The sequence below is a fragment of the Streptomyces sp. NPDC002463 genome, assembly GCF_042889835.1.
Classification (GTDB): domain Bacteria; phylum Actinomycetota; class Actinomycetes; order Streptomycetales; family Streptomycetaceae; genus Streptomyces; species Streptomyces nymphaeiformis.
In genome coordinates, this window is the sequence record NZ_JBIARL010000023.1 from 91,943 (window position 1) to 115,922 (window position 23,980).

A 23,980-nucleotide genomic window follows, 5' to 3' on the forward strand; every position below is an offset into this window, starting at 1 on the left:
CGTGTCGTCCATACCCAGCTTCACCGGTGACGCCAGCCCCTACGGCGGCGGCGACCCGTACGCCGACTACCGGACGGCCGACTTCCCCTTCACCCGGTACGCGGACCTCGCGGACCGGCGTCTGGGCGCGGGGGTCATCGCCGCCAACGACGAGTTCTTCGCCGAGCGCGAGAACCTCCTCAAGCCCGAGGCCGCCGAGTTCGACCCCGAGCACTTCGGCCACAAGGGCAAGATCATGGACGGCTGGGAGACCCGTCGCCGCCGCGGTGTCTCGGCCCGGCAGCCGCACCCCACCGAGGACGACCACGACTGGGCCCTCGTACGCCTCGGCGCCCCCGGCGTCGTCCGCGGCATCGTCGTCGACACCGCCCACTTCCGCGGCAACTACCCGCAGGCCGTCTCCGTCGAGGCCACCTCCGTGGCCGGCTCGCCCTCGCCCGAGGAGCTCCTCGCCGACGACGTGAAGTGGACGACACTGGTCCCGCGCACCGCGGTCGGCGGCCACGCCGCCAACGGCTTCGCCGTCGACGTCGAGCAGCGCTTCACGCACCTGCGCGTCAACCAGCACCCGGACGGCGGCATCGCCCGCCTCCGCGTCCACGGCGAGGTCGCCCCCGACCCGGCGTGGCTCGGCGTCCTCGGCACCTTCGACCTCGCCGCCCTGGAGAACGGCGGCCGGGTCGAGGACGCCTCGGACCGCTTCTACTCCCCGGCCACCAACACCATCCAGCCGGGCCGCTCCCGCAAGATGGACGACGGCTGGGAGACCCGCCGCCGCCGCGACAAGGGCAACGACTGGATCCGCTACGGCCTGGTCGCCGAGTCCGAGATCCGCGCCGTCGAGATCGACACCGCCTACCTCAAGGGCAACAGCGCGGGCTGGGCCGCCCTCTCCGTCGCCGCCGAGGGCTCGGAGGAATGGACCGAGATCCTGCCCCGGACCCGCCTCCAGCCCGACACCAACCACCGGTTCGTGCTCGACACCCCGGCCGTCGGCGCCCGCGTCCGCATCGACATCTACCCGGACGGCGGCATCTCCCGCCTCCGTCTCTTCGGCTCCCTCACGGACGCCGGTACGGCGCGGCTGACCGCCCGCCACCAGGAGCTCGGCGGCTGACCGGCTCCTCCACCGACTGGGCGGGCACGACACCCCGCCCGGCCCGCGAGGGCGCACCGGCCCGACAGCACCGGTGCGCCCTCGCGCCCCCTTTTCCGGGCTCGGCTCGCCTCCGGGCGCCTGGAGCCGGGCTCACGGCCCCGACCGTGCTCGCCTCCCTCGTTCCTCGGGAGGCTCCGCGCGCTCGGGACCGTTCCCCGGCGGCGCCCTTCGGCTCGCTCGCCAGGTCCCTCGGACGAGGCGTTACGCGGCGTGCCCGCCGTCCACCGAGAACTCGGCGCCCGTCACGTACCGACCGCCCGGGCCCGCCAGGAAGGCGACCATCGCCGCCACCTCGTCCGGGGTGCCGAAGCGGCCGAGCGCCGTCATGGCCGCCTGCCCCTCCGCGTACGGCCCGTCCGCCGGGTTCATGTCGGTGTCGACGGGACCGGGGTGGACGATGTTCGCCGTGATGCCGCGCCCGCCCAGCTCCCGCGCGAGCGCCTTCGTCAGGCCGATCAGCGCGGCCTTGCTCATCGTGTAGAGGCTCCCGCCGGGGCCCGGCACCCGCTGGGTCATGCAGGTGCCGATCGTGACGATCCTGCCGCCCTCGGGCAGCCGCGCGGCCGCCGCCTGCGAGGCGAGGAAGGCCGCCCGGACGTTCACCGCCAGGACCCGGTCCACGTCCGCGAGGGAGAGCGACTCCAGCGGCCCGAGGACGCCCGCGCCGACGTTGTTCACCAGGACGTCGAGGCGGCCGAGGGCGTCCGCCGCCCACTCCACCGCGCCCGCCGCGTCCCCGGCGTCGGCCGCGTCCGCCCGCAGCGGCAGCGCCTTGCGGCCGGCCGCCTCGATCCGCGCGGCGACCTCCTCGGCCCGCGCCTCGTCCTGGACGTAGGTGAAGGCCACGTCGGCGCCCTCCTGGGCCAGCCGCACCGCCGTCGCCGCGCCGATCCCCCGGCTGCCACCCGTCACCAGGACCGCCGTGCCGTTCATCGTGGACATCCCGAAACCTCCGTGAGTAACGCCAACTGGTTGCGGGTTCAATGAAAGTCGGCGGGGCGCCCGGACGCTGGCGGGAATCGGACCCCGACCCACCGATGACTTCCGCCGGGCGGTGGAGTCGGAAGGGGTGGGACACGATGGTCCGGAGAACAGAAAGGGCACCCACCATGGCCACCCTCAGCCTCACCCAGTTCCTCACCCTCGACGGCGTCATCCAGGCCCCCGGAGGCCCGGAGGAGGACCCCAGCGGCGGCTTCGAGCACGGCGGCTGGTCCGCGCCGTACGACGACGAGGACTTCGGGCGGCGCGTCACCGAGATCTTCGCCCGGCCGACCGCCTTCCTGCTCGGGCGACGCACGTACGAGATCTTCGCCGGCTACTGGCCCAAGCACACCGACCCCGCCGACCCCGTCGCCTCCAAGCTCAACGCCCTCCCCAAGTACGTCGCCACGACCACCCTCACCTCCGCCGACTGGGAGAACACCACCCTGCTCCGCGGCGACATCGTCAAGGAGGTCACCGCCCTCAAGGAGCGCACCGACGGCGAGATCCAGATGCACGGCAGCGCCGGCCTCGCCCGGACCCTCCTCGACCACGACCTCATCGACACCCTTCACCTGCAGGTCTTCCCCGTGGTCCTCGGCACCGGCCGCCGCCTCTTCAGCGACGGGGTCCGCCCCACCGCCTTCCGTCTCACCGACGCGCGCACCACCAGCACGGGCGTCACTCTCCACACGTACGAACTGGCCGGCCGCCCCACGTACGGCAGCTTCTGATCAGGGCCGAAGGAAAGGTGTAGCCGCCACGGGCCCGTCCGGGTACGGTGATCGCTCCGAGTGCGAGCCGTCGAAGTCTCCACCCCGCCCGAAGAGTTGGAGAACCGGCCCGCGATGTCAGCTTCGTCGTCGATCGCCGCACCCGTACCCCTCGGCGCGCCGCGCCGCGCCTGGCTCACCGACCTCCCCGTCCTGCTCGTCGCCGTCGTCTGGGGCGCCAGCTATCTCGCGGCCAAGGGCATCACCACCGGCCACACCGTCATCGCGGTCCTCGTGCTGCGGTTCGCGGTGGTGCTGCCCGTCCTCGTCGCCGCCGGGTGGAGCAGGCTCCGGGCCCTCAGCGCGGCCCAGTGGCGCGGCGCCGCGATCCTCGGTCTGATCCTCAGCGGGATCTTCCTCCTGGAGACGTACGGAGTCGTCCACACCTCCGCCACCAACGCGGGCCTGATCATCAGCCTCACCATGATCTTCACCCCGCTCGCCGAGTCGGCCGTCACCCGGGCCCTGCCGTCCCGCTCCTTCCTCGCCGCCGCCGCGCTCTCCGTCGCCGGTGTCGTCCTGCTGACCCAGGGCGGAGGCTTCACCGCCCCCTCCCCCGGCGATCTGCTCATGCTGCTCGCCGCCCTCGCCCGTACCGTCCACGTCCTGGCCATGTCCCGGATCAAGGCGGTCCGGTCGGCCGACTCGCTCTCCCTCACCACCGTCCAGCTCGGCTCCGCCGTCGCCGTGTTCGCCGTCATCGCCGCCTTCCCCGGCACCGGCGCCTCACCCCGGGCCGTCGCCCTCGACTTCGGCCCGCGCGAATGGGCCGGGCTCCTCTTCCTCTCCGTCTTCTGCACGCTCTTCGCCTTCTTCGTGCAGATGTGGGCCGTCCGCCGCACCTCGCCCTCCCGGGTCAGCCTCCTCCTCGGCACGGAGCCCCTCTGGGCCGCCGCCGCGGGCATCGCCCTCGCGGGCGACCGCCCCGGCGTCCTCGGCCTCGCCGGCGCCGTACTCGTCCTCGCGGGCACGAGCTGGGGCCGCCGCACCGCGGACGAGGACGCCCGGTAGGTTCTTGCGCCATGCGTTCACTGCCGTACGACATGGACTTCCGCGCCCGGGCCCGCCGCACCCGGGCATGGGGACTCGGTCTCCTCGCCGTGGCCGTGCTCCTGTGGATCTGGCTCGCGGTGCTCCTCTTCACGCCCTACGAGACCGATACGTACGGCAGAGAGTGCACCTCCCGGTTCACCAGCGAGAACCTCCACAACAGCGACAGCCGCTGCGTCAACGAGCGCGACTGGCCCGAACTCCTCGCCGTGCTCGGCGCGTCCGTGCCCGTGGCCGTCATCGGCGGCGTCCTCTACACCAGCGGCTCCGTGTCCCACCGCATGGCCGAGCACCTCGCCGAGGTCACCCGCCTCAACGAGGCGAGCGCCTGACCGTCCGGAAGTCGCCCGTTCAGGCCTTGGCCGTACGGCCGCCCGCGATCGCGAGGACGAGGCCGAGGACCGCGACGACGATGTTCGCGAACAGCTCCCGGCCCTCCAGGAACCACACGTTCTCCGTGAGGAACCGGGTCAGACCCATGAAATGGAACCAGCCGTCCGTCAGCTCGCGGATCACTCCGGCGACCCCGGCCACGAGCAGCAGTCCGCCGAGACCCTCAAGAAACCTCTTCATGAGTCGATCATGGCGAGGACGGCCGAGCGGCCGCGTCCGCCGTTCGTCCACGGCGGCCGATACCAAAGTATCGACCTGCGCGACTCCCGTAGCAGGACGGCCCGCACGACCGGTGGACCGCGCCTGACCTGCGTACATTTACGGACATGACGCGTACGGACCGGCAGCACCGGCTGCTCCCCTCCCACCTGGTCGAACCGGGCGGGAGCGGAGCGCCCCGGCCCCGCCGTACCGCCCGTGACTGGGTCGTGGACACCACGCTCTTCCTCCTCGCCGCGTTCGTCGGCCTCCTCGCCGCCGACGCGAGCGCGGAGTACACCAGCGCGACCGTCACCCTCCTCGACCAGCTCGCCGGCGCCGCCGCCTGCTGCGCCCTCTGGCTGCGCCGACGGTGGCCCGTCGGGCTCGCCGTCGCCCTCGCCCTGGTCAACGCCGTGGCGCCGGTCGCCGCCGGAGCCCTCCTCGCGAGCCTGTTCAGCGTCGCCGTACGCCGCCCGTTCCGCGAGATCGCCTGGATCGGCGCGCTCGCCGTCGCCACCTCCGTCGTCCAGGTCTTCGTCCGCCCCGACCCCACCACCAACGCGGGCCTCTCCGTCGCCCTCGGCTTCATCCTCGTCCTCCTCGTCACCGCCTGGGGCATGCTCGTCCGCGCCCGCCGCCAGCTCTTCGAAGCCCTCAGGGAACGGGCCCGCCGCGCCGAGTCCGAGGCCGAGCTGCGCGCCGCCCAGGCCCAGCGGCTCGCCCGGGAGGCCATCGCCCGCGAGATGCACGACGTGCTCGCCCACCGGCTCACCCTGCTCAGCGTCCACGCCGGGGCCCTGGAGTTCCGGCCGGACGCCCCGCCCGAGCAGATCGCCCGCGCCGCCGGAGTCATCCGCGACAGCGCCCACGAAGCCCTCCAGGACCTCCGCGAGATCATCGGAGTCCTGCGCGCCCCCGGCGAGAACGGCGACGGCGCCAGGCCCCAGCCCACCCTCGCCACCCTCGACGCGCTGGTCGACGAGTCCCGCGAGGCCGGCGCGGACGTCGTCCTCGACACCACCGTCGACGACCCGGCCGCGGTGCCCGCCGCCACCGGCCGCACCGTCTACCGCATCGCGCAGGAGGCCCTCACCAACGCCCGCAAGCACGCCCCCGGCACCACGGTCACCGTCACCGTCCGCGGCCGGCCCGGCGAGGGCCTCACCGTCGACATCCGCAACCCGGCCCCCACGGGCCCGGTCCCGCACGTCCCCGGCTCGGGCCAGGGCCTCATCGGCCTCACCGAACGCGCCGCCCTCGCCGGCGGCCGGATGGAGCACGGCCCGGCCCCCGACGGCGGATTCGCCCTGCACGCCTGGCTACCGTGGCCCTCATGACCATCCGGCTGCTCATCGTCGACGACGACCCCCTGGTCCGTGCGGGCCTCACCCTCATGCTCGGCGGCGCCGACGACCTCGAGATCGTCGGCGAGGGCGCCGACGGCCGTGAGGTCCCCGAACTCGTCGCCCTGCACGCCCCGGACGTCGTCCTCATGGACATCCGCATGCCCCACGTGGACGGCCTCACCGCCACCGAGCGCCTCCGCGCCCTCCCCGGCGCCCCCGAGGTCGTCGTCCTCACCACCTTCCACGCCGACGAGCAGGTGCTGCGCGCCCTGCGGGCCGGCGCCGCCGGATTCGTCCTCAAGGACACCAAGCCCGCCGAGATCGTCGCCGCCGTCCGCCGGGTCGCCGCGGGCGACCCCGCCCTCTCGCCGGCCGTCACCCGCCAGCTGATGGCCCACGTCGTGGAGCGGCCCGAACAGCAGCCGAGGCGCGCCACGGCCGCCGGGCGGCTCGCCGAACTCGCCGACCGCGAACGGGAGGTGGCCCTCGCCGTCGGGCGCGGCCGGTCCAACGCCGAGATCGCCGCCGAGCTGTACATGGGCGTCCCCACGGTCAAGGCCCACGTCTCCCGGATCCTCGCCAAGCTCGGCCTCAACAACCGTGTCCAGATCGCGCTCCTCGTCCACGACGCGGGCCTCGGCGACGAGGGCGAGAGCGGCTAGTCGGATAGTCTGATCCGATGTCCGTCATCGAACTGGGGGAGTACGGCGCGGACTTCACCGCGAACCCGTACCCCTACTACGCGAAGCTCCGTGAAGCAGGTCCCGTCCACGAGGTGCGGATGCCCGACGGCTTCCAGTTCTGGCTGATCGTCGGCCACGACGAGGCGCGAGCGGCGCTCGCCGATCAGCGACTCGCCAAGTCCCCGTCCGTCATCGGCGTACGGCCGCCGGAGGAGGACGTCATCGGCGTCCACCTCCTCTCGGCGGACGCCCCCGACCACACCCGGCTGCGCCGCCTGGTCACGGCCGAGTTCACCGGTCGCCGGGTCGAGAGCCTGCGCCCCCGCATCGAGCGGCTCACCCACGAGCTCGCCGACGCCATGGAACCGGCCGGCCGCGCCGACCTCGTCGACGCCTACGCGTTCCCGCTGCCGATCACCGTCATCTGCGAGCTCCTCGGCGTCCCCGCCGAGGACCGCGACACCTTCCGCGGCTGGTCGAACGAGCTCGTCACCCCCACCGGAGAGCGGGGCATCCTCGACGCCCTGGAGGGCTTCGGCGGCTACCTCGACGGACTCATCGAGGACAAGCGGGCCGCCGGCCCCGCAGACGACCTGCTCTCCGGCCTGATCGCCGCCCGCGCGGAGGACGGCGACCGGCTCTCCGGGCCCGAACTCCGCGCCATGGCCTATCTGCTGCTCATCGCCGGCCACGAGACGACCGTCAACCTGATCTCCAACACCGTCCGCAACCTGCTCACCCACCCCGAGCAGCTCGCCGCCCTGCGCGCGGACCCGGACCTCCTCGACGGGACGATCGAGGAGTCCCTGCGGTACGACGGTCCGGTGGAGACCGCCACCTTCCGCGTCACCCGGGAGCCCGTCACCATCGGCGACACCGTGATCCCGGCGGGGCAGAGCGTCATCGTGGGGATCGGCGCGTCCGACCGGGACCCGGCGCGCTTCCCCGAGCCCGACCGCTTCGACATCCGGCGCGACACCCGGGGCCACCTCGCCTTCGGGCACGGCATCCACTACTGCCTGGGCGCCCCGCTCGCCCGCCTGGAGGGCCGGATCGCCCTCCGGACCCTCCTGGACCGCTTCCCCCTGCTGGAACTCGACCAGGAACCCGCTTCGTTGGACTGGCTGCCCGGCATGCTCATGCGCGGGACCCGTCGACTCCCCGTCCGGTGGTGAACCCTTGAGCGATCAGACCCCCGCCCTCGACCTCGACCTCGCCCGGAAGGTCCTCGACGCGCAGCCCTTCAGCCGGCTCGTCGGCGCCCGCCTCACCGAGTTCGGCGCGGGCCGAGCGGTCCTGGAGCTGGACCACCGCGACGACCTGAGACAGCAGAACGGCTTCCTGCACGGCGGGGTCGTCTCGTACGCGGCCGACAACGCGATCACCTTCGCCGCGGGCGCCGAGCTCGGCGCGGCCGTGCTGACGGCCGGGTTCTCCATCCAGTACGTCCGGCCCGCGACGGGCGGCGTGCTGCGGGCCCGGGCGGAGGTGGTCCACGCCGGGCGGCGGCAGGCGGTGGTGCGCTGCGACCTGTCGACCGTCGACGAGCAGGGCGCCGAGACGCTGTGCGCGGTGGCCCAGGGCACGGTGCTGTCAGCCGGCTGAACCGGCCCCGCCGCCCCCGGCCGGCTCGTCCACCCCGGCGACCCGGACCGGTGCCCGCTCCCGCCGCGAGCGCTCGCACGCGTCGGCGATCCGCAGGGCCGCCAGCGCCTCCCGGCCGTCGCAGGGGTTGGGCGCCTCGCCGCGCACCAGCCGTACGAAGGCGTCCAGTTCCGCCTCGTACGCGGGGGCGAAGCGCTCCAGGAAGCCGGGCCAGGGCTTGCCCGGGGCGGGAGGGCCCTGCGGCTCCACCGAGGCGAGCGGGGTCCGGTCGTCGAGGCCCACGACGATCTGGTCCCGCTCGCCCGCCAGTTCCATGCGGACGTCGTACCCGGCGCCGTTGCACCGGGTCGCGGTCGCCGTCGCCAGCGTGCCGTCGTCCAGGGTGAGCACGGCCGCGGCGGTGTCCACGTCGCCCGCCTCCCGGAACATCGCGGGGCCGGCGTCCGAGCCCGTCGCGTACACCTCGACGACCTCCCGCCCGGTCACCCAGCGGACGATGTCGAAGTCGTGCACGAGACAGTCCCGGAAGAGACCGCCGGAGAGCGGCAGATACGCGGCGGGCGGCGGCTCCGGGTCGGAGGTCACCGCCCGTACGGTGTGCAGCCGGCCGAGCCGCCCCGACCGCACCGCCTCCCGCGCGGCCCGGTACCCCGCGTCGAAGCGGCGCATGAACCCCAGCTGGAGCACCGTGCCCGCCTCCGCCACCGCGTCGAGCGCGCGCAGGGTCCCCGGCACGTCCAGGGCGATCGGCTTCTCGCAGAAGGCCGGCAGGCCCGCCCCGGCGGCGCGGGCGATCAGCTCCGCGTGCGCGGCCGTCGCCGAGGCGATCACCACGGCGTCCAGGGCGTGCCCGAGGAGCGCGTCCACGTCCGGCGCCGCCTCCGCGCCGAGCGCCCCCGCCACCCCGGCCGCCCGGACCGGGTCCGCGTCCGCCACGACCAGCGACTCGACCTCCGGATGCCGGGCCAGCACACCCGCGTGGAAACTCCCGATCCGTCCCGTACCGATCAGTCCGATGCGCATGGCCCCACCGTGGAGCCGGGCCGCCCGGGTGTCAAGGATTTGTCAGGACATCCGGACGTCACGACCTCCCGTCATCGGCGTCCCGCACCGCCTTCCTGTCCTCGGCGCCCCGGGCTACGCTCCCTGCGTGTCCAAGCAGTCCGGCTCCCCCCTGCCCCCGCTCTCCGTGGACCGCACGAGTCCGGTTCCGCTCTACTTCCAGCTCGCCCAGCAGCTGGAGAGCGCCGTGGAGAACGGGACGCTGTCCCCGGGCACCCTCCTCGGCAACGAGATCGACCTCGCCACCCGCCTGGGCCTCTCCCGGCCCACCGTCCGCCAGGCCATCCAGACCCTCGTCGACAAGGGCCTCCTGGTCCGCCGCAGGGGCGTCGGCACCCAGGTCCTGCCCAGCAGGGTCCGCCGCCCGATGGAGCTCAGCAGCCTCTACGACGACCTCGCCGCCGCCGGCCAGCGCCCCGCCACCCGCGTCCTGGTCAACCGTCTCGAACCCGCCGCGGGACCGGTCGCGGCCGCCCTCGGCGTACCCGAGGGCACGGAGGTCCACTACCTGGAGCGGCTCCGCACCGCGCACGGCGAGCCCATGGCGTACCTCTGCAACCACCTGCCCGCCGGGCTCCTCGACCCCGACACCGGACGCCTGGAGACCACCGGCCTCTACCGCATGCTCCGCTCCGCCGCCCTCACCCTGCACAGCGCCCGCCAGGCCGTCGGCGCCCGCGCCGCGACCCCCGACGAGGCCGCGCTCCTCGACGAGCCGGAGGGCGCCCCGCTGCTGACCATGGAGCGCGTCACCTTCGACGACACGGGACGGGCCGTCGAGTACGGCTCCCACCTCTACCGGGCCACCCGCTACTCCTTCGAGTTCCGGCTGATGGCCCGTCCGTAGCCACTCGAGGGGGCCCCTGACCAGTGCCAGGACCCGCATGACCGATACTGCAATGCACGCAGAAGGACACAAAGGAGGGCACGGCCTCGTGACCAGGCTTCGGACAGGAGGGGTACGCGCCGCAGTCGGCGCCGTGCTCGCCCTCGCACTCACCGCGGCGCTCGCCGGGTGCAGCAGCACCGGCGGAAAGCGGGCGGAGGACGCCCGCAAGGCAGCCGAGGCCCAGGGCAGGGCGGCCGTCGACACCCCCCGGTGGACCTTCGCCATGGTGACCCACTCGGGCGACGGCGACACCTTCTGGGACATCGTCCAGAAGGGCGCCAAGCAGGCCGCCGTCAAGGACAACATCAACTTCCTCTACGCGCACAACGACGAGGCGCAGCAGCAGGCGCAGCTGATCGACTCGTACGTCGCCAAGGGCGTCGACGGGCTGATCGTCACCCTCGCCAAGCCGGACGCCATGAAGGCCGCCGTCGAGAAGGCCGTCAAGGCCGGCATCCCGGTGATCACCGTGAACTCGGGCGCCGAGCAGTCCAAGGCCTACGGGGCGCTCACCCACATCGGCCAGGACGAGACCGTCGCCGGCGAGGCCGTCGGCGAGGAGCTCGACAAGCGCGGCAAGAAGAAGGCCCTCTGCGTCCTGCACGAGCAGGGCAACGTCGGCCACGAGCAGCGCTGCGCGGGCGTGAGGAAGACCTTCGACGGCGAGCTCGTGAACCTGTACGTCGACGGCACCAACATGCCCGACGTGAAGGCCTCCATCGAGGCCAAGCTCCAGTCCGACAAGGACGTCGACGCCGTCGTCACCCTCGGCGCCCCCTTCGCCGACACCGCCGTCCAGGCCGCGAAGAGCGCCGGCAGCAAGGCCGAGGTCGACACCTTCGACCTCAACGCCAAGGTCGCGACCGCCCTGGAGGCCGGCACCCTCGGCTTCGCCGTCGACCAGCAGCCCTACCTCCAGGGCTACGAGGCCGTCGACCTGCTCTGGCTGTACCGCTACAACGCCGACGTCCTCGGCGGCGGCAAGCCCGTCCTGACCGGCCCGCAGATCATCACCAAGGACCAGGCCGCCGCGCTGAAGCAGTACGCGGATCGGGGCACCCGATGAGCTCCACCGCCCCGCCGTCGGACGGTGTCGACCACGTCGACGAACGGCTGATCCGCACCACCCCCCTGAAGAAGCTGCTCGCCCGCCCCGAGCTCGGCTCGGTCGTCGGCGCGATCGCCGTCTTCGTCTTCTTCGCGGTGGTCGCCGACAGCTTCCTCAAGCCCTCCAGCCTCGGCACCGTCCTCTACGCGGCCTCCACCATCGGCATCATGGCCGTCCCGGTCGCCCTCCTGATGATCGGCGGCGAGTTCGACCTGTCCGCCGGTGTCCTGGTCACCAGCTCCGCGCTCGTCTCGTCGATGTTCAGCTACCAGATGACGGCGAACGTCTGGGTCGGCGTCGGCGTCTCGCTGCTCGTCACCCTGGCGATCGGCGTCTTCAACGGCTTCATGCTGACCCGCACCAAGCTGCCCAGCTTCATCATCACGCTCGGCACCTTCCTCATGCTGACCGGCCTGAACCTGGGCCTCACCAAGCTGATCAGCGGCACCGTCTCCACCAAGAGCATCGCCGACATGGAGGGCTTCCCCTCCGCGCGGAAGCTCTTCGCCTCCGAGGTGACGATCGGCGGCGTCGAGTTCAAGGTCACCATCCTGTGGTGGCTCGGCCTCGTCGCGCTCGCCACCTGGATCCTGCTCCGGACCCGCTTCGGCAACTGGATCTTCGCCGTCGGCGGCGGCGCCGACGCCGCCCGCGCGGTCGGCGTCCCCGTCTACCGCACGAAGATCGGCCTCTACATGGGCGTGGCCTTCTGCGCCTGGATCTCCGGCCAGCACCTGCTCTTCTCCTTCGACGTCGTCCAGTCGGGCGAAGGCGTCGGCAACGAGCTGATCTACATCATCGCGGCCGTCATCGGCGGCTGCCTGATCACCGGCGGATACGGCTCGGCCATCGGCTCGGCGGTCGGCGCCCTGATCTTCGGCATGACCAGCAAGGGCATCGTGTACGCCGAGTGGAACCCCGACTGGTTCAAGTTCTTCCTGGGGGCGATGCTCCTCCTGGCGACCCTGCTGAACGCCTGGATCCGCAAGCGCGTGGAGGCGACCAAATGACCACGGAGCCGACCCCGCTCGTCGAGCTGACCGACGTCAGCAAGTACTACGGCAACATCCGCGCCCTCGAAGGGGTCTCCCTGGAGGTCCGCGCGGGCGAGATCTCCTGCGTCCTCGGCGACAACGGCGCCGGCAAGTCCACCCTCATCAAGATCGTCGCCGGCCTCCACCGGCACGACGCCGGCACCTTCCGCATCGAGGGCGAGGAGGTCACCCTCGCCAACCCGCGCGACGCCCTCGACCGGGGCATCGCCACCGTCTACCAGGACCTCGCCGTCGTCCCGCTCATGCCGGTCTGGCGGAACTTCTTCCTCGGCTCCGAGCCCACGAAGGGCAAGGGCCCCTTCAAGCGCCTCGACGTCGAGCAGATGCGGACGACCACCCGCGAGGCGCTGCTCCGCATGGGCATCGACCTCCGGGACGTCGACCAGCCGATCGGCACCCTCTCCGGCGGCGAGCGCCAGTGCGTGGCCATCGCCCGCGCCGTCCACTTCGGCGCCAAGGTCCTCGTCCTCGACGAGCCGACCGCCGCGCTCGGCGTCAAGCAGTCCGGGGTCGTCCTGAAGTACGTGGCGGCCGCCCGTGACCAGGGCCTCGGCGTGGTCCTCATCACGCACAACCCGCACCACGCCTACCTCGTCGGCGACCGTTTCGTCCTTCTCAAGCGGGGCGCGATGGCGGCGAGCCACACCAAGGGCTCCGTCACGCTCGACGAGTTGACCCGGCAGATGGCGGGCGGCAGCGAGCTGGAGGACCTGCGCCACGAGCTGGAGCGGCCGACCGCCACGTAACGGCCCCTTCACACCGCACCTGGCAGAATCGGAGCCGATGAGTACCTACCGTGACCTCGCCCACCGGGGAGCCGCCCGCGGGACCGTGCTGCGCACCGTCGGGACCCGGGAGCGGCGCTCCCACCTGACGGCGCCCCGGGTGCCGACCGTCGGCATCGACATCGGCGGTACGAAGGTGATGGCCGGCGTCGTCGACGCCGACGGCAACATCCTGGAGAAGCTCCGCACGGAGACGCCGGACAAGTCCAAGAGCCCCAAGGTCGTCGAGGACACCATCGTCGAACTGGTCCTGGACCTCTCCGACCGGCACGACGTGCACGCCGTCGGCATCGGCGCGGCCGGATGGGTCGACGCCGACCGTGCCCGGGTCCTCTTCGCCCCGCACCTCGCCTGGCGCAACGAACCCCTCCGCGACGCCCTCCAGGGCCGCCTCGCCGTCCCCGTCATGGTCGACAACGACGCCAACACCGCCGCCTGGGCCGAGTGGCGCTTCGGTGCCGGACGCGGCGAGGACCACCTCGTCATGATCACCCTCGGCACCGGCATCGGCGGCGCCATCCTGGAGGACGGCCAGGTCAAGCGGGGCAAGTACGGGGTCGCCGGAGAGTTCGGCCACATGCAGGTCGTCCCCGGCGGGCACCGCTGCCCCTGCGGCAACCGCGGCTGCTGGGAGCAGTACAGCTCCGGGAACGCGCTGGTCCGCGAGGCCCGCGAGCTGGCCGCCGCCGACTCCCCGGTCGCGTACGAGATCATCGAACGGGTCAAGGGGAACGTCCCCGACATCACCGGCCCCCTCATCACCGAGCTCGCCCGCGAGGGCGACGCCATGTGCGTCGAGCTGCTCCAGGACATCGGGCAGTGGCTCGGCGTCGGCATCGCCAACCTCGCCGCCGCCCTCGACCCCTCCTGCTTCGTCATCGGCGGAGGCGTCTCCGCCGCCGACGACCTGCTCATCGGCCCCGCGAGGGACGCCTTCCGCCGCCACCTCACCGGCCGCGGCTACCGTCCCGAGGCCCGCATCACCCGCGCCCAGCTCGGCCCCGAGGCCGGCATGGTCGGCGCCGCCGACCTCGCCCGGCTCGTCGCCCGCCGCTTCCGCCGCGCCAACCGGCGCCGCGTCGAGCGGTACGAACGGTACGAGCGCTACGCCCAGGCCCTGCGCAACGGGACCTCGGGCCGGGCCGCACGTACCCCCGAGGACCCCTCTTCATGACGACCACCCTGCCCCACCAGTCCGCCCCGCCCCGCCCCCCTCGGGAGAAGCTGCCCGAGGACCGGGGGCACATGATCCGCCGCCGCTGGCTGACGGCCGTCATCATCGTGCTGCTCGTCGGCATCCCGGCCGGCTACCTCGTCGTCTCCGCGAACCAGAGCCGTGACAGCGGCCGCGACAAGGAGCGCGAGTCCTCGGCGGCCGGTCTCCAGGACAACTGGCCCTCGCTGATGAAGCGCCGGGTCTTCGAGGTCCCGATCCCTCCCGGGGCCTGGGACGTCGCCTACTACGAGACCAGCAACTGGAAGACCAGCCGGCTGTACGTGCAGTTCTCGACGACCGCCGGCGGCCTCGACGCCTTCCTCGCCGAGGCCGGGACCTCCCGCTCGGCACTGACCCAGGGCCGGATCACCGTCGGCGAGCGCGACGCGGACATCGCCGGCTGGACCTTCGCCGACGGCATGACCTGGGCGGGCGGCGTCGTCACCCGCGAGGAACCCCGCCCGCGCCTGGACGTCACGGTCGATCTCACCGAGCCGGCCTTCCCCCGCGTGTACGCGGTGTCGACCACGAGCCCCTGACGCCCCGGGATTCCCCCGGACGGTCGGCCCCGGCTCGCACGGGCGCGCGGGCTCGCGTCCAATGGCGGCACGGGCCGGGCAGGGGTCGGGAGGCGGGATGTCGTGGGCGACCCGGTTGCGCAGCATCCGGACGGGGGCGGAGAGCCGCTTTCCCGTGCTCACGGAACTCACCGGCCGGCTGGTCAGCGGGAACCTCCTGGACGCCGGCACCCGGCTCGCCGCCCAGGCCTTCCTGGCCGCCGTGCCCCTGCTCTTCGCCCTCGCGGCCTTCGCCCCGCTCGCCGTGCGCGACCAGCTGCGCGAGTCGCTCCGCGTCATGTTCGGGCTGACCGGCCCGGCCGACCAGGATCTCCAGCAGGTCCTCGACCAGGCCACCACCGACGGAGTGCGGGAGACCACCGGCATCGTGGGCGCGATCGTGGCGCTGGTGTCGGCCACGAGCTTCAGCCGCGCCATGGCCAGGGTGTGCGAGCGGGCCTGGGGGCTCCCCAAGGCCGGGACCCGGATCGCGGCCTGGCGGTGGCTGGTGTGGCTGCTCGCGCTGGTCGTCGTGGTGCTCCTCCAGGCCCCCCTCCGCGACGGCTTCGGGGCCGGCACCTGGCTCGGCCTGCCGCTGTACTTCCTGGTCAGCACGGGGGTGTGGCTGTGGACCCAGCACCTCCTGCTAGCGAAGCGGGTCCCCTGGCTGCCGCTCCTGCCCGGCGCCGTCCTGGGCGGCGTCGCCACGACCGTCCTCGGCATCACGGCACGGCTCTACATGCCGGCCGCCCTCAACCGCGCCCTCGGCGAGTACGGCTCGCTGGGCCTGGTCCTGACGATGCTGTCCTGGCTGATCGTGGTGTGCGCAGCGATCACCTTCTCCCTCACCATCGGCGCCGTCCTGGCCCAGGAGCCGCCGCTCGACCGGTACCTGGGGACGGACCGGGGCGAGGGGGAGTCAGCGGATGCCGAGGCTCTCCAGTAGCCGGTGGAGGTCGAGGGCGGCCTCGCCCGCCGCGAGCAGCGCGGCTGCGGGCACGGCGAGGGTGACCGCGGTGAGCAGGGGGCGGGGGCCCCGGGGCGGTGCGAGGAGCGCGGCGACGCGGCGCGGCACGGGGCCCGGGGTGCCCTTGCCTCCCCGGCCGAGGAAACCGAGCGCGCCGCGCGGGGTCCGGTCGGCGTGGCGGGCGGCGAGTGCGGCCTTGCCGACGGCCCTGGCCACCTGGCGCCGGTCGCCGGTGGCGGCCGCGGCGCTCTCGTCGGCCCAGCGCTCGATGGTGTACGTGACGGCGCGGGCCAGCGGGCGCAGGAGCGGGTTGGCGGCGGCGCCGAGCTGGGCGGCGGCCACGAAGGCGTAGTGGTGGGAGGTCAGGTGGGCCCGCTCGTGGGCCAGGAGGATGCGGTGCTCGGCGGGTTCCAGGGTGTGCAGCATGCCGGTGGAGACGACGACGCGGCCGGGCAGCCCGGGCAGGGCGAAGGCGTCGGGGGCCTCGTCGTCGACGACGACCAGGCCGTCGTGGGTGGGCATGCAGGCCGCGTCGAGCGCGGCGGCGGCGAGCGTACGCGCGCGCCGGAGGAGGAACCGTACGGCCATCAGGGTGGCGCCGCCGAGCAGCAGCCCCGCCGCGAGGGAGACGGGCACGGCGGCGGGGTCGTCGCGGGCCGTCAGCGGCGCCCAGTGGCCGAGGGCGGCCAGCCGGGGGACGCGGACCAGGCCGGCGAGGGCGAGCAGGCCGAGGCTGAGCGTGCTCGCGGCACCGAGCACCAGCGCGCAGAGGCTGAGCAGCCAGGTGCCCAGGCGCGGTTCGCACCGCTCGGCGAGGAGACGGACGCCGAGCGGGGTGAGCAGCGGCAGCAGGAGCGGCAGGTAGACGGCGAGGCGCATGGCGGCGGGTTCCCTTACCGGTCGGTGCCGTGGTCGGCGCCGTCCGTGCCGCCGCCGTCGGTGTCCCCGAGCATCTGGCGCAGCAGGTCGGCGTCCGCGTCGGAGAGTTCGTCGGCGAAGCGGGCGAGGACGGCCTCGCGGTCGGGCCGGTCGTCGAGTACGGAGCGCATGCGGCGGGCGGCGAAGCCGGCGTCGTCGGTGACGGGAGCGTAGGCGTAGGCCCGGCCGCGGGGGGACCGGTGGAGCATTCCCTTGCCGTGCATCCGGGTCAGGATCGTCACGACGGTGCTGTACGTGAGCTCGGCCTGGAGGCGCTCGACCACCTCGCCGGGCGTGAGTGCGCCCCCGGCGTGCTGGAGCAGAGTGAGGATCTGGGTCTCGCGGGCGCCGTTGGGCTGTCTGGGGGTCTGGCCGCGCGTGTTGCCGTCCATGGGGTTTGTCGTTCTCCCGGCTTTCTTCTACAGTCGCGTAGAAGTTCTACGCACGCGTAAATGCTGTTCCACGAGTGTGCCATGCGCCCCTGCCCCGGGACAGCCGGACCCCCGGTCGCGCACGGCGGAAAGGAACCCAGGTGCCCCAGGCCCTGAACCCGCTGGACGCCACCTCCCTGCTGACCGCGTTCGGCGCGCTCGGCGTGTTCCTCGTCCTGTACGCCGAGACGGGCCTCCTGATCGGCTTCTTCCTGCCCGGCGACTCCCTGCTGTTCACCGCCGGCCTGCTGTGCACCACCGGCACCGGCGGCGTCCACCTCTCCCTGCCCGGCGTGCTGATCGCCGCCGCGGCCGGAGCCCTCCTCGGCGCCCAGACCGGCTACCTCATCGGAGCCCGCGCCGGCCGCGCCCTCCTGGAGCGCACCCGCAGCCGCCACCTGCGCGAGGGCGCCGCCCGGGCCGAGAAGCTCCTCGCGCGGTACGGCCACGGCAAGGCCGTCGTCCTGGCCCGCTTCCTCCCCGTGGTCCGCACCGTGCTCAACCCCCTGGCGGGCATGGTCGGCATGCCCGCCCGCACCTTCGCCCTCTGGCAGGTCGCCGGCGGCCTGCTGTGGACCGCGGGCCTCGTCCTCGGCGGCTACGCGCTGGGTTCGAGCATCCCCGACGTCGACCGCTACCTGCTCCCCCTGATCGCGGCGATCGTCGCGGTCTCCCTGCTCCCGCTCGCCTTCGAGGTCCTGCGGGCCCGCCGGTCGTCCGGCGGCGCCGGCCACTGACACCCGGCCCCTTCCCGTACCCCTGCCCCTCCCACCCAGACAGGACCCCGATGAGCGTCATCAGCCTCGGTCAGGCCACCGTCCTCGGCATCGTCGAGGGCATCACCGAATTCCTCCCCATCTCCTCCACCGGCCACCTCAAGATCACCGAGGGCCTGATGGGCATCCCCGTCGACGACCCCTCCGTGGTCGGCTTCTCCGCCGTCATCCAGGTCGGCGCGATCGCCGCCGTCCTCGTCTACTTCTTCAAGGACATCGTCCGCATCGTCACCGCGTGGGGCCGCGGCCTGGTGGACAAGGAGGAGCGCTACCACCACGACTACCAGTTCGCCTGGTGGGTCATCTTCGCCACGATCCCGATCGTGGTGGTCGGCCTCGCCGCCAAGCCCCTCATCGACGGACCGCTCGCCTCCCTGTGGGTGGTCGCCGGTTCGCTGATCGCCGGCAGCGGCGTCATGTGGGCGGCCGACCAGATGGGCCGCCACAAGCGCGGCGAGGACGACACCGGCTTCAAGGACGCCATGCTCGTCGGCTGCTCGCAGATCCTCGCGCTGCTCTTCCCCGGCTTCTCCCGCTCCGGCGCGACCATGTCCACCGCCCTGATGCTCGACCTCGACCGGGTCGCCGCCACCCGGCTGTCCTTCTTCCTCGGCATCCCCGCCCTCACCGGCGCCGGCCTGTACGAACTCAAGGACGCCGCCGGCAGCGGCGCCGCCATCGCCCCGCTCGTCGTCGGCACCGCCGTCTCCTTCGTCGTCGCGTACGCCTCCATCGCCTGGCTGCTCAAGTACGTCGCCCGGCACTCCTTCAACGCCTTCGTCGTCTACCGCGTGATCGTCGGCGTGCTGCTGCTGGGCCTGCTCGGCACCGGAGTCATCGCCGCCTGACACACCCGATGTGAGAACGGGCTGCCGGAGGCCCGTGACGAACCCCGCCCCCCGCACCCCCGAGGAACGCACAGACCATGGGCGTCGCCGAACTCGGCCGCGAGCTCGGCGACGCCGGAGGCCCCTCCTGGTCGCCGCCGTCGCCACCGCCGCGACCCTCGCGTACGGATACGCCGCCCCGGCCCTGCTCATCGGCGCGGGAGCCGTCCTGGCGGCGTCGGGTTCGACCCGGCTCCGCGCCCGGGAGCGGGAAATGAGAGGCTCTGGCGAGTGAGCGAGACAACGACGAACACCCTGCAATACCGCGTGGACGGACCGGAAGACGCTCCGGTCCTCGTCCTGGGACCGTCCCTCGGTACGACCTTCCACATGTGGGACCGACAGATACCGGAGCTCAGCCGCGAGTGGCGGGTCGTCCGCTTCGACCTCCCGGGGCACGGGGGCGCACCCGCGGAACCCTTCACCTCCGTCGCCGAGCTCGGCGACCGGCTCCTCGCCACCCTCGACACGATCGGCGTCCAGCGCTTCGGATACGCGGGCTGCTCCCTCGGCGGAGCCGTCGGTCTCGACCTCGCCCTCCGCGCGCCCCACCGGGTCGCCTCGCTGGTCCTGGTCGCCACCTCGCCCCGGTTCGGCACCGCCGACGAGTTCCGCCAGCGGGGGGTCATCGTCCGCGCCAACGGCCTGGAGCCGATGGCCCGCAGCGCCCCCGAGCAGTGGTTCACCCCGTTCTTCGCGGGCGCGCAGCCCGCCATCGTGGACTGGGCCGTCCAGATGGTCCGGACGACCGACCCCGGCTGCTACATCGCCGCCTGCGAGGCCCTCGCCGTCTTCGACGTCCGCGCGGCGCTCGGCAGCATCGGCGTCCCCGCGCTCGTCCTCGTCGGCTCCGAGGACCAGGTCACCGGCCCCGCCGAGGCCCGCACCCTGGTCGCCGGCATCGCCGACGCCCGGCTCGCCGTCGTCCCCGGCGCCTCGCACCTCGCGCCCGTCGAACAGCCCGCCGCCGTCACGGACCTGCTCACCGAGCACTTCTCCGGCATCGCCCAGGAGGCCAGCGGCACCCTGGCCGTGCCGCCGCCGCTCGCGCCGCCCGTCCCCGCCGCCGAGCCCGCCCCGGCCGCCCCGGACGGCGAGCCCGCCGAGGCCGGCCGGCCCGACCCGTACGAGAAGGGGCTCGGACTGCGCCGCGAGGTCCTCGGCGACGCCCATGTCGACCAGGCCCTCGCCGACGACCCCGACGGAGCCTTCCAGGAGCTCGTCACCCGCTACGCCTGGGGCGAGGTGTGGAGCCGCGAGGGCCTCGACCGGCGCACCCGCAGCGCCGTCACCCTCACCGCGCTCATCGCCGGCGGCCACCGCGAGGCCCTCGCCGACCACACCCGCGCCGCACTCCGCAACGGCCTGTCGCCCGAGGAGCTCCGCGAGATCGTGCTCCACGCGGGCGTGTACTGCGGATTCCCGGCCGCCGAGACGGCGCTGCGCGTGGTCCACCGGGTCGTCACGGAGGAGACGACGCCCCCGGCGTAGCTGGCTAGCCTGGCCCCATGAAGCTGACGAAGAAGTCCCACGCCTGCGTCCGCCTTGAGAAGGACGGCCGCACGCTCGTCCTCGACCCCGGCATGTTCACCGAGGAGGACGCCGTCCTCGGGGCCGACGTGCTGCTCGTGACCCACGAGCACGCCGACCACTTCGACGAGGGCCGGCTCCGCGCCGCCCTGGAGGCCAACGAGGCCGCCGAGATCTGGACGCTGCGCAGCGTCGCCGAGAAGATCTCGGCGGCCTTCCCGGGGCGGGTGCACACCGTCGGGCACGGCGACACCTTCACCGCGGCCGGATTCGACGTCCAGGTCCACGGCGAGCTGCACGCGGTGATCCACCCGGACATCCCGCGCATCACCAACGTGGGCTTCCTCGTCGACGGCGCCGTCTTCCACCCCGGCGACGCGCTCACCGTGCCCGACCACCCCGTCGACACGCTGCTGCTGCCCGTCATGGCCCCCTGGAACAAGATCTCCGAGGTCATCGACTACGTGCGCGAGGTCAAGCCGCGCCGGGCGTACGACATCCACGACGCCCTGCTCACCGATCTCGCGCGGCCCATCTACGACCGCCAGATCGGCGAACTCGGCGGCACCCGGCACGCGCGCCTCGCCCCCGGCGCGTCCGCCGAGCTCTGAAACCGCCCCCTGTCACACCCCGCCAGTAGGCTTGCGCACATGCGCATCGCCACCTGGAACGTCAATTCGATCACCGCCCGGCTGCCCCGGCTCCTGGCCTGGCTGGAGAGCAGCGGCACCGACGTGCTGTGCATCCAGGAGACCAAGTGCACCGCCGAGCAGTTCCCCGCCGAGGAGCTGCGCGCCCTGGGCTACGAGTCGGCGGTCAACGCCACCGGACGGTGGAACGGCGTGGCCCTGGTCTCCCGGGTCGGCCTCGCGGACGTGGTCACCGGACTGCCCGGCGGCCCGGAGTACGAGGGGGTGCAGGAGCCCCGCGCGATCTCCGCGACCTGCGGTCCGGTCCGCGTCTGGTCGGTGTACGTGCCGAACGGCCGCGAGGTGACCCACGACCACTACGCGTACAAGCTGCGCTGGTTGGAGGCGCTGAAGGCGGCCGTCGCGGAGGACGTGGCGGGGGAGCGGCCCTTCGCGGTCCTCGGCGACTACAACATCGCCCCGACCGACGAGGACGTCTGGGACATCGCCGTCTTCGAGGGCGCCACGCACGTGACGGAGCCGGAGCGCGCCGCGCTCGCCGGGCTCCGCGAGACCGGTCTCGCCGACGTGGTCCCGCGCCCCCTGAAGTACGACCACCCGTTCACGTACTGGGACTACCGCGCGCTCGGCTTCCCGAAGAACAAGGGCATGCGCATCGACCTGGTCTACGGCAACAAGCCCTTCGCCGAGGCCGTCTCCGACAGCTATGTGGACCGTGAGGAGCGCAAGGGCAAGGGCGCCTCGGACCACGCGCCGGTGGTCGTCGACCTCGACGTCTGACGCCGGTCCCGACGATCACCGCGCGCCGGGTGGTCGACCGGGAGGTGGCGGTGCCACGCTGGACGGATGAACATCCCCTTTCTGGACAGCTGGCGCAAGCGGCACGAGCCCGAGTCCACGGACGCCCCGCCGGCCGCGGCCTTCGACGGCGACCCGGAGGGGGTGGCCGAGCTGCTCTCCGAGTGCGAGCTGCTGCGTTCCCGTGTCGCGGAGCGCGGGGTGGAGCTGGACGACACCCCGCGCTCGCTCCAGGAGCTCGACCAGCTGCCGCCCCGCTGGCGAAACGATCCTGAGGAGCTCCCCTGGTTCGGGAACGACGCCGGGCTCTACCTCGGCACCGTGATCGTCCGGAACGTGCCGGGCGCCCGGTGGCAGGTGTGGCCCGGCGGCGGCCCCGTGGTGCGGCTCGTCTCAGGACGCGAGATCCAGGTCGTCGAGGCCGGCCTCGACTGGGCGATGACGGGCGCGCCGCAGCTCTCCCAGGTGTACGCGGAGGCCTCCGAGTACTGAGTCCGTCGCTGGCGCCGCAGCCGGTGATTCACTCCGACCGCAGCGGGACCGACACGTACGACGGGTCGGCCGCGGGGGACGAGAAGGTCAGCTGCGCGCCGGTCGGGTTGTGCTCGATGTAGAGCGGGTCGACGGTGTCGACGACCAGTGCGAGCCGGTGCCCGGCCGGGACGTCGTAGGCCGTGGAGAACAGCTCCAGATCGACGCCGAACGGCTGCCCGGGGGTCCGGCCGTGGAAGGTGTACGGGGCGTTGCTCACCAACTTGCCGAGCCCGAGCGGGCCCACGTCGTAGAGGTATGCGACGAAGGTGCCGCTCTCGTCGGTGGAGCTGACGGTGGTGTGCACCTTCACCGTGCCCCGCACCCGCTGCGGGCCGTCGTACCGCTCCGACTGCCAGACGCCGGCGAAGGCGCGGGGGAGGAGGGGGATCGAGGCGACGGGCGGGGCCTGGAAGAACTGGTCCAGGAGGTTGGAGAGCATGACGACACCGCCGTCGGCGCCGGAGTCGACGTTCGCCCAGATCCGCTGCGTACCGCCGAGGCCGAACTTCCGCCGGTTCGCGTCGACGGACTTCCAGTCGGCGTAGCCCTCGTAGGGCGCGTCCGAGCGGGGCTTGAGCTGGACGGGCTGCTCGCGGTCGACGCCGTTGTCGACGCCCTTGAGGTAGTGGTCGAACCAGCGATGGGCGCTCGTCCAGGTGTCGTTGGGCAGTCCGAGGAGGCCGGTGGCCTCGGCGGTGGCGTGGTCGCCCGGGCGGAACTCCAGGCGCTTGGGGCCGGTGAGCTTCTCGTAGAAGCTCGCGTACTGGTTGGGCGGGAAGATGGTGTCGCCCCAGGCGTTGCCGAGCATGATCGCGGCGCCGTTGGCGTTGATCCGGTCGAGCTGCTCGACGGCGGAGCGCTTGCGGCCCCAGGCGATCATGTCCTCCTCCTTGGCGAGGTCGGAGGAGAGGAAGTCGCCCAGGATCTCCTGGAGTTCGGGACCGGGCCGCCCGGTGAGGTAGCCGGCGCCGCCGAGCAGGGCGGCGGCCTGGAGGTGCTGGGTGCGGCCGCTGTAGATGGACTCGATGAGGTCGGCCCAGCCGCTGAGTGCCGCGACGGCCTTGATCCGCGGGTCGTGGGCGGCGGCGAGGAGGCTGATCCCCGCGCCGTACGAGACTCCCGCCATGCCCACGTGCGCCGGGTCGGCGGGGGTGTTGGCGAGGGCCCAGTCGATCACCTTGGAGGCGTCGGCGACGTCCCTGGGACCCGCGGTCTCGATCTCCCCGCCGGACTGCCAGAAGCCGCGCGAGTTGTAACTCACCACGACATAGCCGGAGTCGGCGAGCTTCTGCGCCTGGGCGAGGTACTCGATCTGGGGCACGGCCCAGCTGGTGGGCAGCACGATCACGGGGTAGCGGGCGGTGGAGCCGGCTCCGGCGGGCGTGACGACGTTCGCCTTGAGGACGGTGCCGCCGTCCCCGGTGATGTCGACGAAGCGGAGGGAGCCGGCGGTGTCGGCGGCCTGGGCGGCGGGCGCGAGCCCGAGGGCCGTCCCGGCCACGAGGGCGGCCGAGACGGCGAGGGCCAGGGATGTGCGCACGGGGGCACTCCTCACGTTGCACTGTGGGGGGCAGTGAAAGTGACCCGACGGTAACCGGAGTGCTTTACCCGTGGTAACCGGTC

27 protein-coding genes are annotated in these 23,980 nt (G+C 73.2%); 21 read left to right on the forward strand and 6 right to left on the reverse strand.

The features are described 5' to 3' along the window. The first annotated feature begins 1 nt into the window (after window position 1). Window positions 2-1,117 carry an allantoicase gene (gene alc, locus ACFYX3_RS34655; protein ID WP_389022234.1) on the forward strand — a complete coding sequence of 372 codons (1,116 nt, stop codon included), beginning with the start codon at window positions 2-4 and terminating at the stop codon, window positions 1,115-1,117. Window positions 1,118-1,360: 243 nt separating this feature from the next. Here the strand turns inward: alc and ACFYX3_RS34660 are convergent, their stop codons facing one another. Continuing rightward, window positions 1,361-2,101: an SDR family NAD(P)-dependent oxidoreductase gene (locus ACFYX3_RS34660; protein WP_389022237.1), complete on the reverse strand. Its 741-nt coding sequence runs from the start codon at window positions 2,099-2,101 to the stop codon at window positions 1,361-1,363. A gap of 167 nt (window positions 2,102-2,268) precedes the next feature. On the opposite strand from ACFYX3_RS34660, the gene ACFYX3_RS34665 reads away from it, so the two are divergent. The 3 genes from ACFYX3_RS34665 to ACFYX3_RS34675 all read left to right on the forward strand — a co-directional run bounded on the left by ACFYX3_RS34665 (window position 2,269) and on the right by ACFYX3_RS34675 (window position 4,298). Beyond that, a complete protein-coding gene (locus ACFYX3_RS34665) occupies window positions 2,269-2,877 on the forward strand; it encodes a dihydrofolate reductase family protein (protein WP_376587800.1) in 609 nt (202 codons plus the stop codon). A 114-nt stretch (window positions 2,878-2,991) separates the two neighbouring features. Continuing rightward, entirely contained in the window at window positions 2,992-3,927 is a 936-nt protein-coding gene (locus ACFYX3_RS34670; RefSeq protein WP_389022242.1) for a DMT family transporter, read from the forward strand. 11 nt (window positions 3,928-3,938) lie between these two features. Next, window positions 3,939-4,298 (forward strand): hypothetical protein, encoded by a 360-nt coding sequence (locus ACFYX3_RS34675; protein WP_376587795.1) that lies wholly within the window; start codon window positions 3,939-3,941, stop codon window positions 4,296-4,298. A 19-nt stretch (window positions 4,299-4,317) separates the two neighbouring features. Here the strand turns inward: ACFYX3_RS34675 and ACFYX3_RS34680 are convergent, their stop codons facing one another. Beyond that, entirely contained in the window at window positions 4,318-4,539 is a 222-nt protein-coding gene (locus ACFYX3_RS34680; RefSeq protein WP_389022247.1) for a hypothetical protein, read from the reverse strand. A 146-nt stretch (window positions 4,540-4,685) separates the two neighbouring features. Here ACFYX3_RS34680 and ACFYX3_RS34685 point away from each other — a divergent pair, with 146 nt between their 5' ends. From ACFYX3_RS34685 to ACFYX3_RS34700, 4 genes are read left to right on the forward strand one after another with little or no spacing between them, the layout of a single operon-like run. Beyond that, complete coding sequence (locus ACFYX3_RS34685; protein WP_389022250.1) at window positions 4,686-5,897, forward strand: sensor histidine kinase; 1,212 nt, start codon at window positions 4,686-4,688, stop codon at window positions 5,895-5,897. Then, a complete protein-coding gene (locus ACFYX3_RS34690) occupies window positions 5,894-6,568 on the forward strand; it encodes a response regulator (RefSeq protein WP_389022253.1) in 675 nt (224 codons plus the stop codon). The genes ACFYX3_RS34685 and ACFYX3_RS34690 overlap by 4 nt, the downstream gene beginning before the upstream one ends. A 17-nt stretch (window positions 6,569-6,585) precedes the next feature. Beyond that, window positions 6,586-7,764: a cytochrome P450 gene (locus tag ACFYX3_RS34695; protein ID WP_389022256.1), complete on the forward strand. Its 1,179-nt coding sequence runs from the start codon at window positions 6,586-6,588 to the stop codon at window positions 7,762-7,764. A 4-nt stretch (window positions 7,765-7,768) separates the two neighbouring features. Further along, on the forward strand, window positions 7,769-8,194 hold the full coding sequence (locus ACFYX3_RS34700) for a PaaI family thioesterase (RefSeq protein WP_382651983.1): 426 nt from the start codon (window positions 7,769-7,771) through the stop codon (window positions 8,192-8,194). Here ACFYX3_RS34700 and ACFYX3_RS34705 read toward each other — a convergent pair. Then, window positions 8,183-9,217: a Gfo/Idh/MocA family oxidoreductase gene (locus ACFYX3_RS34705; RefSeq protein ID WP_389022260.1), complete on the reverse strand. Its 1,035-nt coding sequence runs from the start codon at window positions 9,215-9,217 to the stop codon at window positions 8,183-8,185. The genes ACFYX3_RS34700 and ACFYX3_RS34705 overlap by 12 nt on opposite strands. Window positions 9,218-9,383: 166 nt before the next feature. On the opposite strand from ACFYX3_RS34705, the gene ACFYX3_RS34710 reads away from it, so the two are divergent. The 7 genes from ACFYX3_RS34710 (at window position 9,384) to ACFYX3_RS34740 (ending at window position 15,812) form a co-directional block, all read left to right on the forward strand. After that, window positions 9,384-10,103 (forward strand): GntR family transcriptional regulator, encoded by a 720-nt coding sequence (locus ACFYX3_RS34710; protein ID WP_389022343.1) that lies wholly within the window; start codon window positions 9,384-9,386, stop codon window positions 10,101-10,103. Between the two features lie 88 nt (window positions 10,104-10,191). Beyond that, the gene (locus ACFYX3_RS34715) at window positions 10,192-11,211 is read left to right on the forward strand and encodes a sugar ABC transporter substrate-binding protein (protein ID WP_389022263.1); all 1,020 of its coding nucleotides are present in this window, start codon (window positions 10,192-10,194) and stop codon (window positions 11,209-11,211) included. Beyond that, window positions 11,208-12,263, forward strand: a complete 1,056-nt coding sequence (locus ACFYX3_RS34720) for an ABC transporter permease (protein WP_389022268.1) — start codon at window positions 11,208-11,210, stop codon at window positions 12,261-12,263. The genes ACFYX3_RS34715 and ACFYX3_RS34720 overlap by 4 nt, the downstream gene beginning before the upstream one ends. Then, window positions 12,260-13,054, forward strand: coding sequence for an ATP-binding cassette domain-containing protein (locus ACFYX3_RS34725; RefSeq protein ID WP_389022271.1), 795 nt, complete (start codon window positions 12,260-12,262; stop codon window positions 13,052-13,054). Before ACFYX3_RS34720 ends, ACFYX3_RS34725 begins: the two co-directional genes overlap by 4 nt. Window positions 13,055-13,091: 37 nt before the next feature. Then, window positions 13,092-14,267, forward strand: coding sequence for an ROK family glucokinase (locus ACFYX3_RS34730; protein ID WP_352027418.1), 1,176 nt, complete (start codon window positions 13,092-13,094; stop codon window positions 14,265-14,267). Then, on the forward strand, window positions 14,264-14,848 hold the full coding sequence (locus ACFYX3_RS34735) for a hypothetical protein (RefSeq protein WP_376587771.1): 585 nt from the start codon (window positions 14,264-14,266) through the stop codon (window positions 14,846-14,848). The genes ACFYX3_RS34730 and ACFYX3_RS34735 overlap by 4 nt, the downstream gene beginning before the upstream one ends. Window positions 14,849-14,945: 97 nt before the next feature. Then, window positions 14,946-15,812: a YhjD/YihY/BrkB family envelope integrity protein gene (locus ACFYX3_RS34740; protein WP_389022276.1), complete on the forward strand. Its 867-nt coding sequence runs from the start codon at window positions 14,946-14,948 to the stop codon at window positions 15,810-15,812. On the opposite strand, the gene ACFYX3_RS34745 is transcribed toward ACFYX3_RS34740, so the two are convergent. Both ACFYX3_RS34745 and ACFYX3_RS34750 read right to left on the reverse strand, forming a co-directional pair. Further along, on the reverse strand, window positions 15,786-16,712 hold the full coding sequence (locus tag ACFYX3_RS34745; RefSeq protein ID WP_389022279.1) for a M56 family metallopeptidase: 927 nt from the start codon (window positions 16,710-16,712) through the stop codon (window positions 15,786-15,788). The genes ACFYX3_RS34740 and ACFYX3_RS34745 overlap by 27 nt on opposite strands. A 14-nt stretch (window positions 16,713-16,726) precedes the next feature. Then, window positions 16,727-17,143 carry a BlaI/MecI/CopY family transcriptional regulator gene (locus ACFYX3_RS34750; RefSeq protein ID WP_389022282.1) on the reverse strand — a complete coding sequence of 139 codons (417 nt, stop codon included), beginning with the start codon at window positions 17,141-17,143 and terminating at the stop codon, window positions 16,727-16,729. Between the two features lie 140 nt (window positions 17,144-17,283). Here ACFYX3_RS34750 and ACFYX3_RS34755 point away from each other — a divergent pair, with 140 nt between their 5' ends. The 6 genes from ACFYX3_RS34755 (at window position 17,284) to ACFYX3_RS34780 (ending at window position 22,315) form a co-directional block, all read left to right on the forward strand. Next, window positions 17,284-17,919, forward strand: a complete 636-nt coding sequence (locus ACFYX3_RS34755) for a DedA family protein (protein WP_389022285.1) — start codon at window positions 17,284-17,286, stop codon at window positions 17,917-17,919. 50 nt (window positions 17,920-17,969) lie between these two features. After that, window positions 17,970-18,806, forward strand: a complete 837-nt coding sequence (locus tag ACFYX3_RS34760) for an undecaprenyl-diphosphate phosphatase (RefSeq protein WP_116158098.1) — start codon at window positions 17,970-17,972, stop codon at window positions 18,804-18,806. A gap of 270 nt (window positions 18,807-19,076) precedes the next feature. Beyond that, window positions 19,077-20,336, forward strand: coding sequence for an alpha/beta fold hydrolase (locus ACFYX3_RS34765; protein ID WP_389022289.1), 1,260 nt, complete (start codon window positions 19,077-19,079; stop codon window positions 20,334-20,336). A gap of 17 nt (window positions 20,337-20,353) precedes the next feature. Beyond that, window positions 20,354-20,986: an MBL fold metallo-hydrolase gene (locus ACFYX3_RS34770; protein WP_376587751.1), complete on the forward strand. Its 633-nt coding sequence runs from the start codon at window positions 20,354-20,356 to the stop codon at window positions 20,984-20,986. A gap of 39 nt (window positions 20,987-21,025) precedes the next feature. Further along, window positions 21,026-21,805 carry an exodeoxyribonuclease III gene (locus ACFYX3_RS34775; RefSeq protein WP_376587748.1) on the forward strand — a complete coding sequence of 260 codons (780 nt, stop codon included), beginning with the start codon at window positions 21,026-21,028 and terminating at the stop codon, window positions 21,803-21,805. A gap of 66 nt (window positions 21,806-21,871) precedes the next feature. Then, window positions 21,872-22,315, forward strand: coding sequence for a DUF6278 family protein (locus tag ACFYX3_RS34780; protein WP_376587745.1), 444 nt, complete (start codon window positions 21,872-21,874; stop codon window positions 22,313-22,315). A gap of 28 nt (window positions 22,316-22,343) precedes the next feature. On the opposite strand, the gene ACFYX3_RS34785 is transcribed toward ACFYX3_RS34780, so the two are convergent. Continuing rightward, window positions 22,344-23,897 (reverse strand): CocE/NonD family hydrolase, encoded by a 1,554-nt coding sequence (locus ACFYX3_RS34785; protein ID WP_389022294.1) that lies wholly within the window; start codon window positions 23,895-23,897, stop codon window positions 22,344-22,346. Window positions 23,898-23,980: the final 83 nt, after the last annotated feature.

Bases quoted from the DNA above. Each gene is read 5' to 3' on its own strand.
- ACFYX3_RS34705 (WP_389022260.1), bottom strand. From the start codon at position 9,217: ATGCGCATCGGACTGATCGGTACGGGACGGATCGGGAGTTTCCACGCG.
- ACFYX3_RS34735 (WP_376587771.1), top strand. From the start codon at position 14,264: ATGACGACCACCCTGCCCCACCAGTCCGCCCCGCCCCGCCCCCCTCGG.
- ACFYX3_RS34660 (WP_389022237.1), bottom strand. From the start codon at position 2,101: ATGTCCACGATGAACGGCACGGCGGTCCTGGTGACGGGTGGCAGCCGG.
- ACFYX3_RS34725 (WP_389022271.1), top strand. From the start codon at position 12,260: ATGACCACGGAGCCGACCCCGCTCGTCGAGCTGACCGACGTCAGCAAG.
- ACFYX3_RS34770 (WP_376587751.1), top strand. From the start codon at position 20,354: ATGAAGCTGACGAAGAAGTCCCACGCCTGCGTCCGCCTTGAGAAGGAC.
- ACFYX3_RS34760 (WP_116158098.1), top strand. From the start codon at position 17,970: ATGAGCGTCATCAGCCTCGGTCAGGCCACCGTCCTCGGCATCGTCGAG.
- ACFYX3_RS34740 (WP_389022276.1), top strand. From the start codon at position 14,946: ATGTCGTGGGCGACCCGGTTGCGCAGCATCCGGACGGGGGCGGAGAGC.
- ACFYX3_RS34750 (WP_389022282.1), bottom strand. From the start codon at position 17,143: ATGGACGGCAACACGCGCGGCCAGACCCCCAGACAGCCCAACGGCGCC.
- ACFYX3_RS34670 (WP_389022242.1), top strand. From the start codon at position 2,992: ATGTCAGCTTCGTCGTCGATCGCCGCACCCGTACCCCTCGGCGCGCCG.
- ACFYX3_RS34675 (WP_376587795.1), top strand. From the start codon at position 3,939: ATGCGTTCACTGCCGTACGACATGGACTTCCGCGCCCGGGCCCGCCGC.
- ACFYX3_RS34685 (WP_389022250.1), top strand. From the start codon at position 4,686: ATGACGCGTACGGACCGGCAGCACCGGCTGCTCCCCTCCCACCTGGTC.
- ACFYX3_RS34780 (WP_376587745.1), top strand. From the start codon at position 21,872: ATGAACATCCCCTTTCTGGACAGCTGGCGCAAGCGGCACGAGCCCGAG.
- ACFYX3_RS34730 (WP_352027418.1), top strand. From the start codon at position 13,092: ATGAGTACCTACCGTGACCTCGCCCACCGGGGAGCCGCCCGCGGGACC.
- ACFYX3_RS34720 (WP_389022268.1), top strand. From the start codon at position 11,208: ATGAGCTCCACCGCCCCGCCGTCGGACGGTGTCGACCACGTCGACGAA.
- ACFYX3_RS34695 (WP_389022256.1), top strand. From the start codon at position 6,586: ATGTCCGTCATCGAACTGGGGGAGTACGGCGCGGACTTCACCGCGAAC.
- ACFYX3_RS34745 (WP_389022279.1), bottom strand. From the start codon at position 16,712: ATGCGCCTCGCCGTCTACCTGCCGCTCCTGCTGCCGCTGCTCACCCCG.
- ACFYX3_RS34690 (WP_389022253.1), top strand. From the start codon at position 5,894: ATGACCATCCGGCTGCTCATCGTCGACGACGACCCCCTGGTCCGTGCG.
- ACFYX3_RS34665 (WP_376587800.1), top strand. From the start codon at position 2,269: ATGGCCACCCTCAGCCTCACCCAGTTCCTCACCCTCGACGGCGTCATC.
- ACFYX3_RS34775 (WP_376587748.1), top strand. From the start codon at position 21,026: ATGCGCATCGCCACCTGGAACGTCAATTCGATCACCGCCCGGCTGCCC.
- ACFYX3_RS34680 (WP_389022247.1), bottom strand. From the start codon at position 4,539: ATGAAGAGGTTTCTTGAGGGTCTCGGCGGACTGCTGCTCGTGGCCGGG.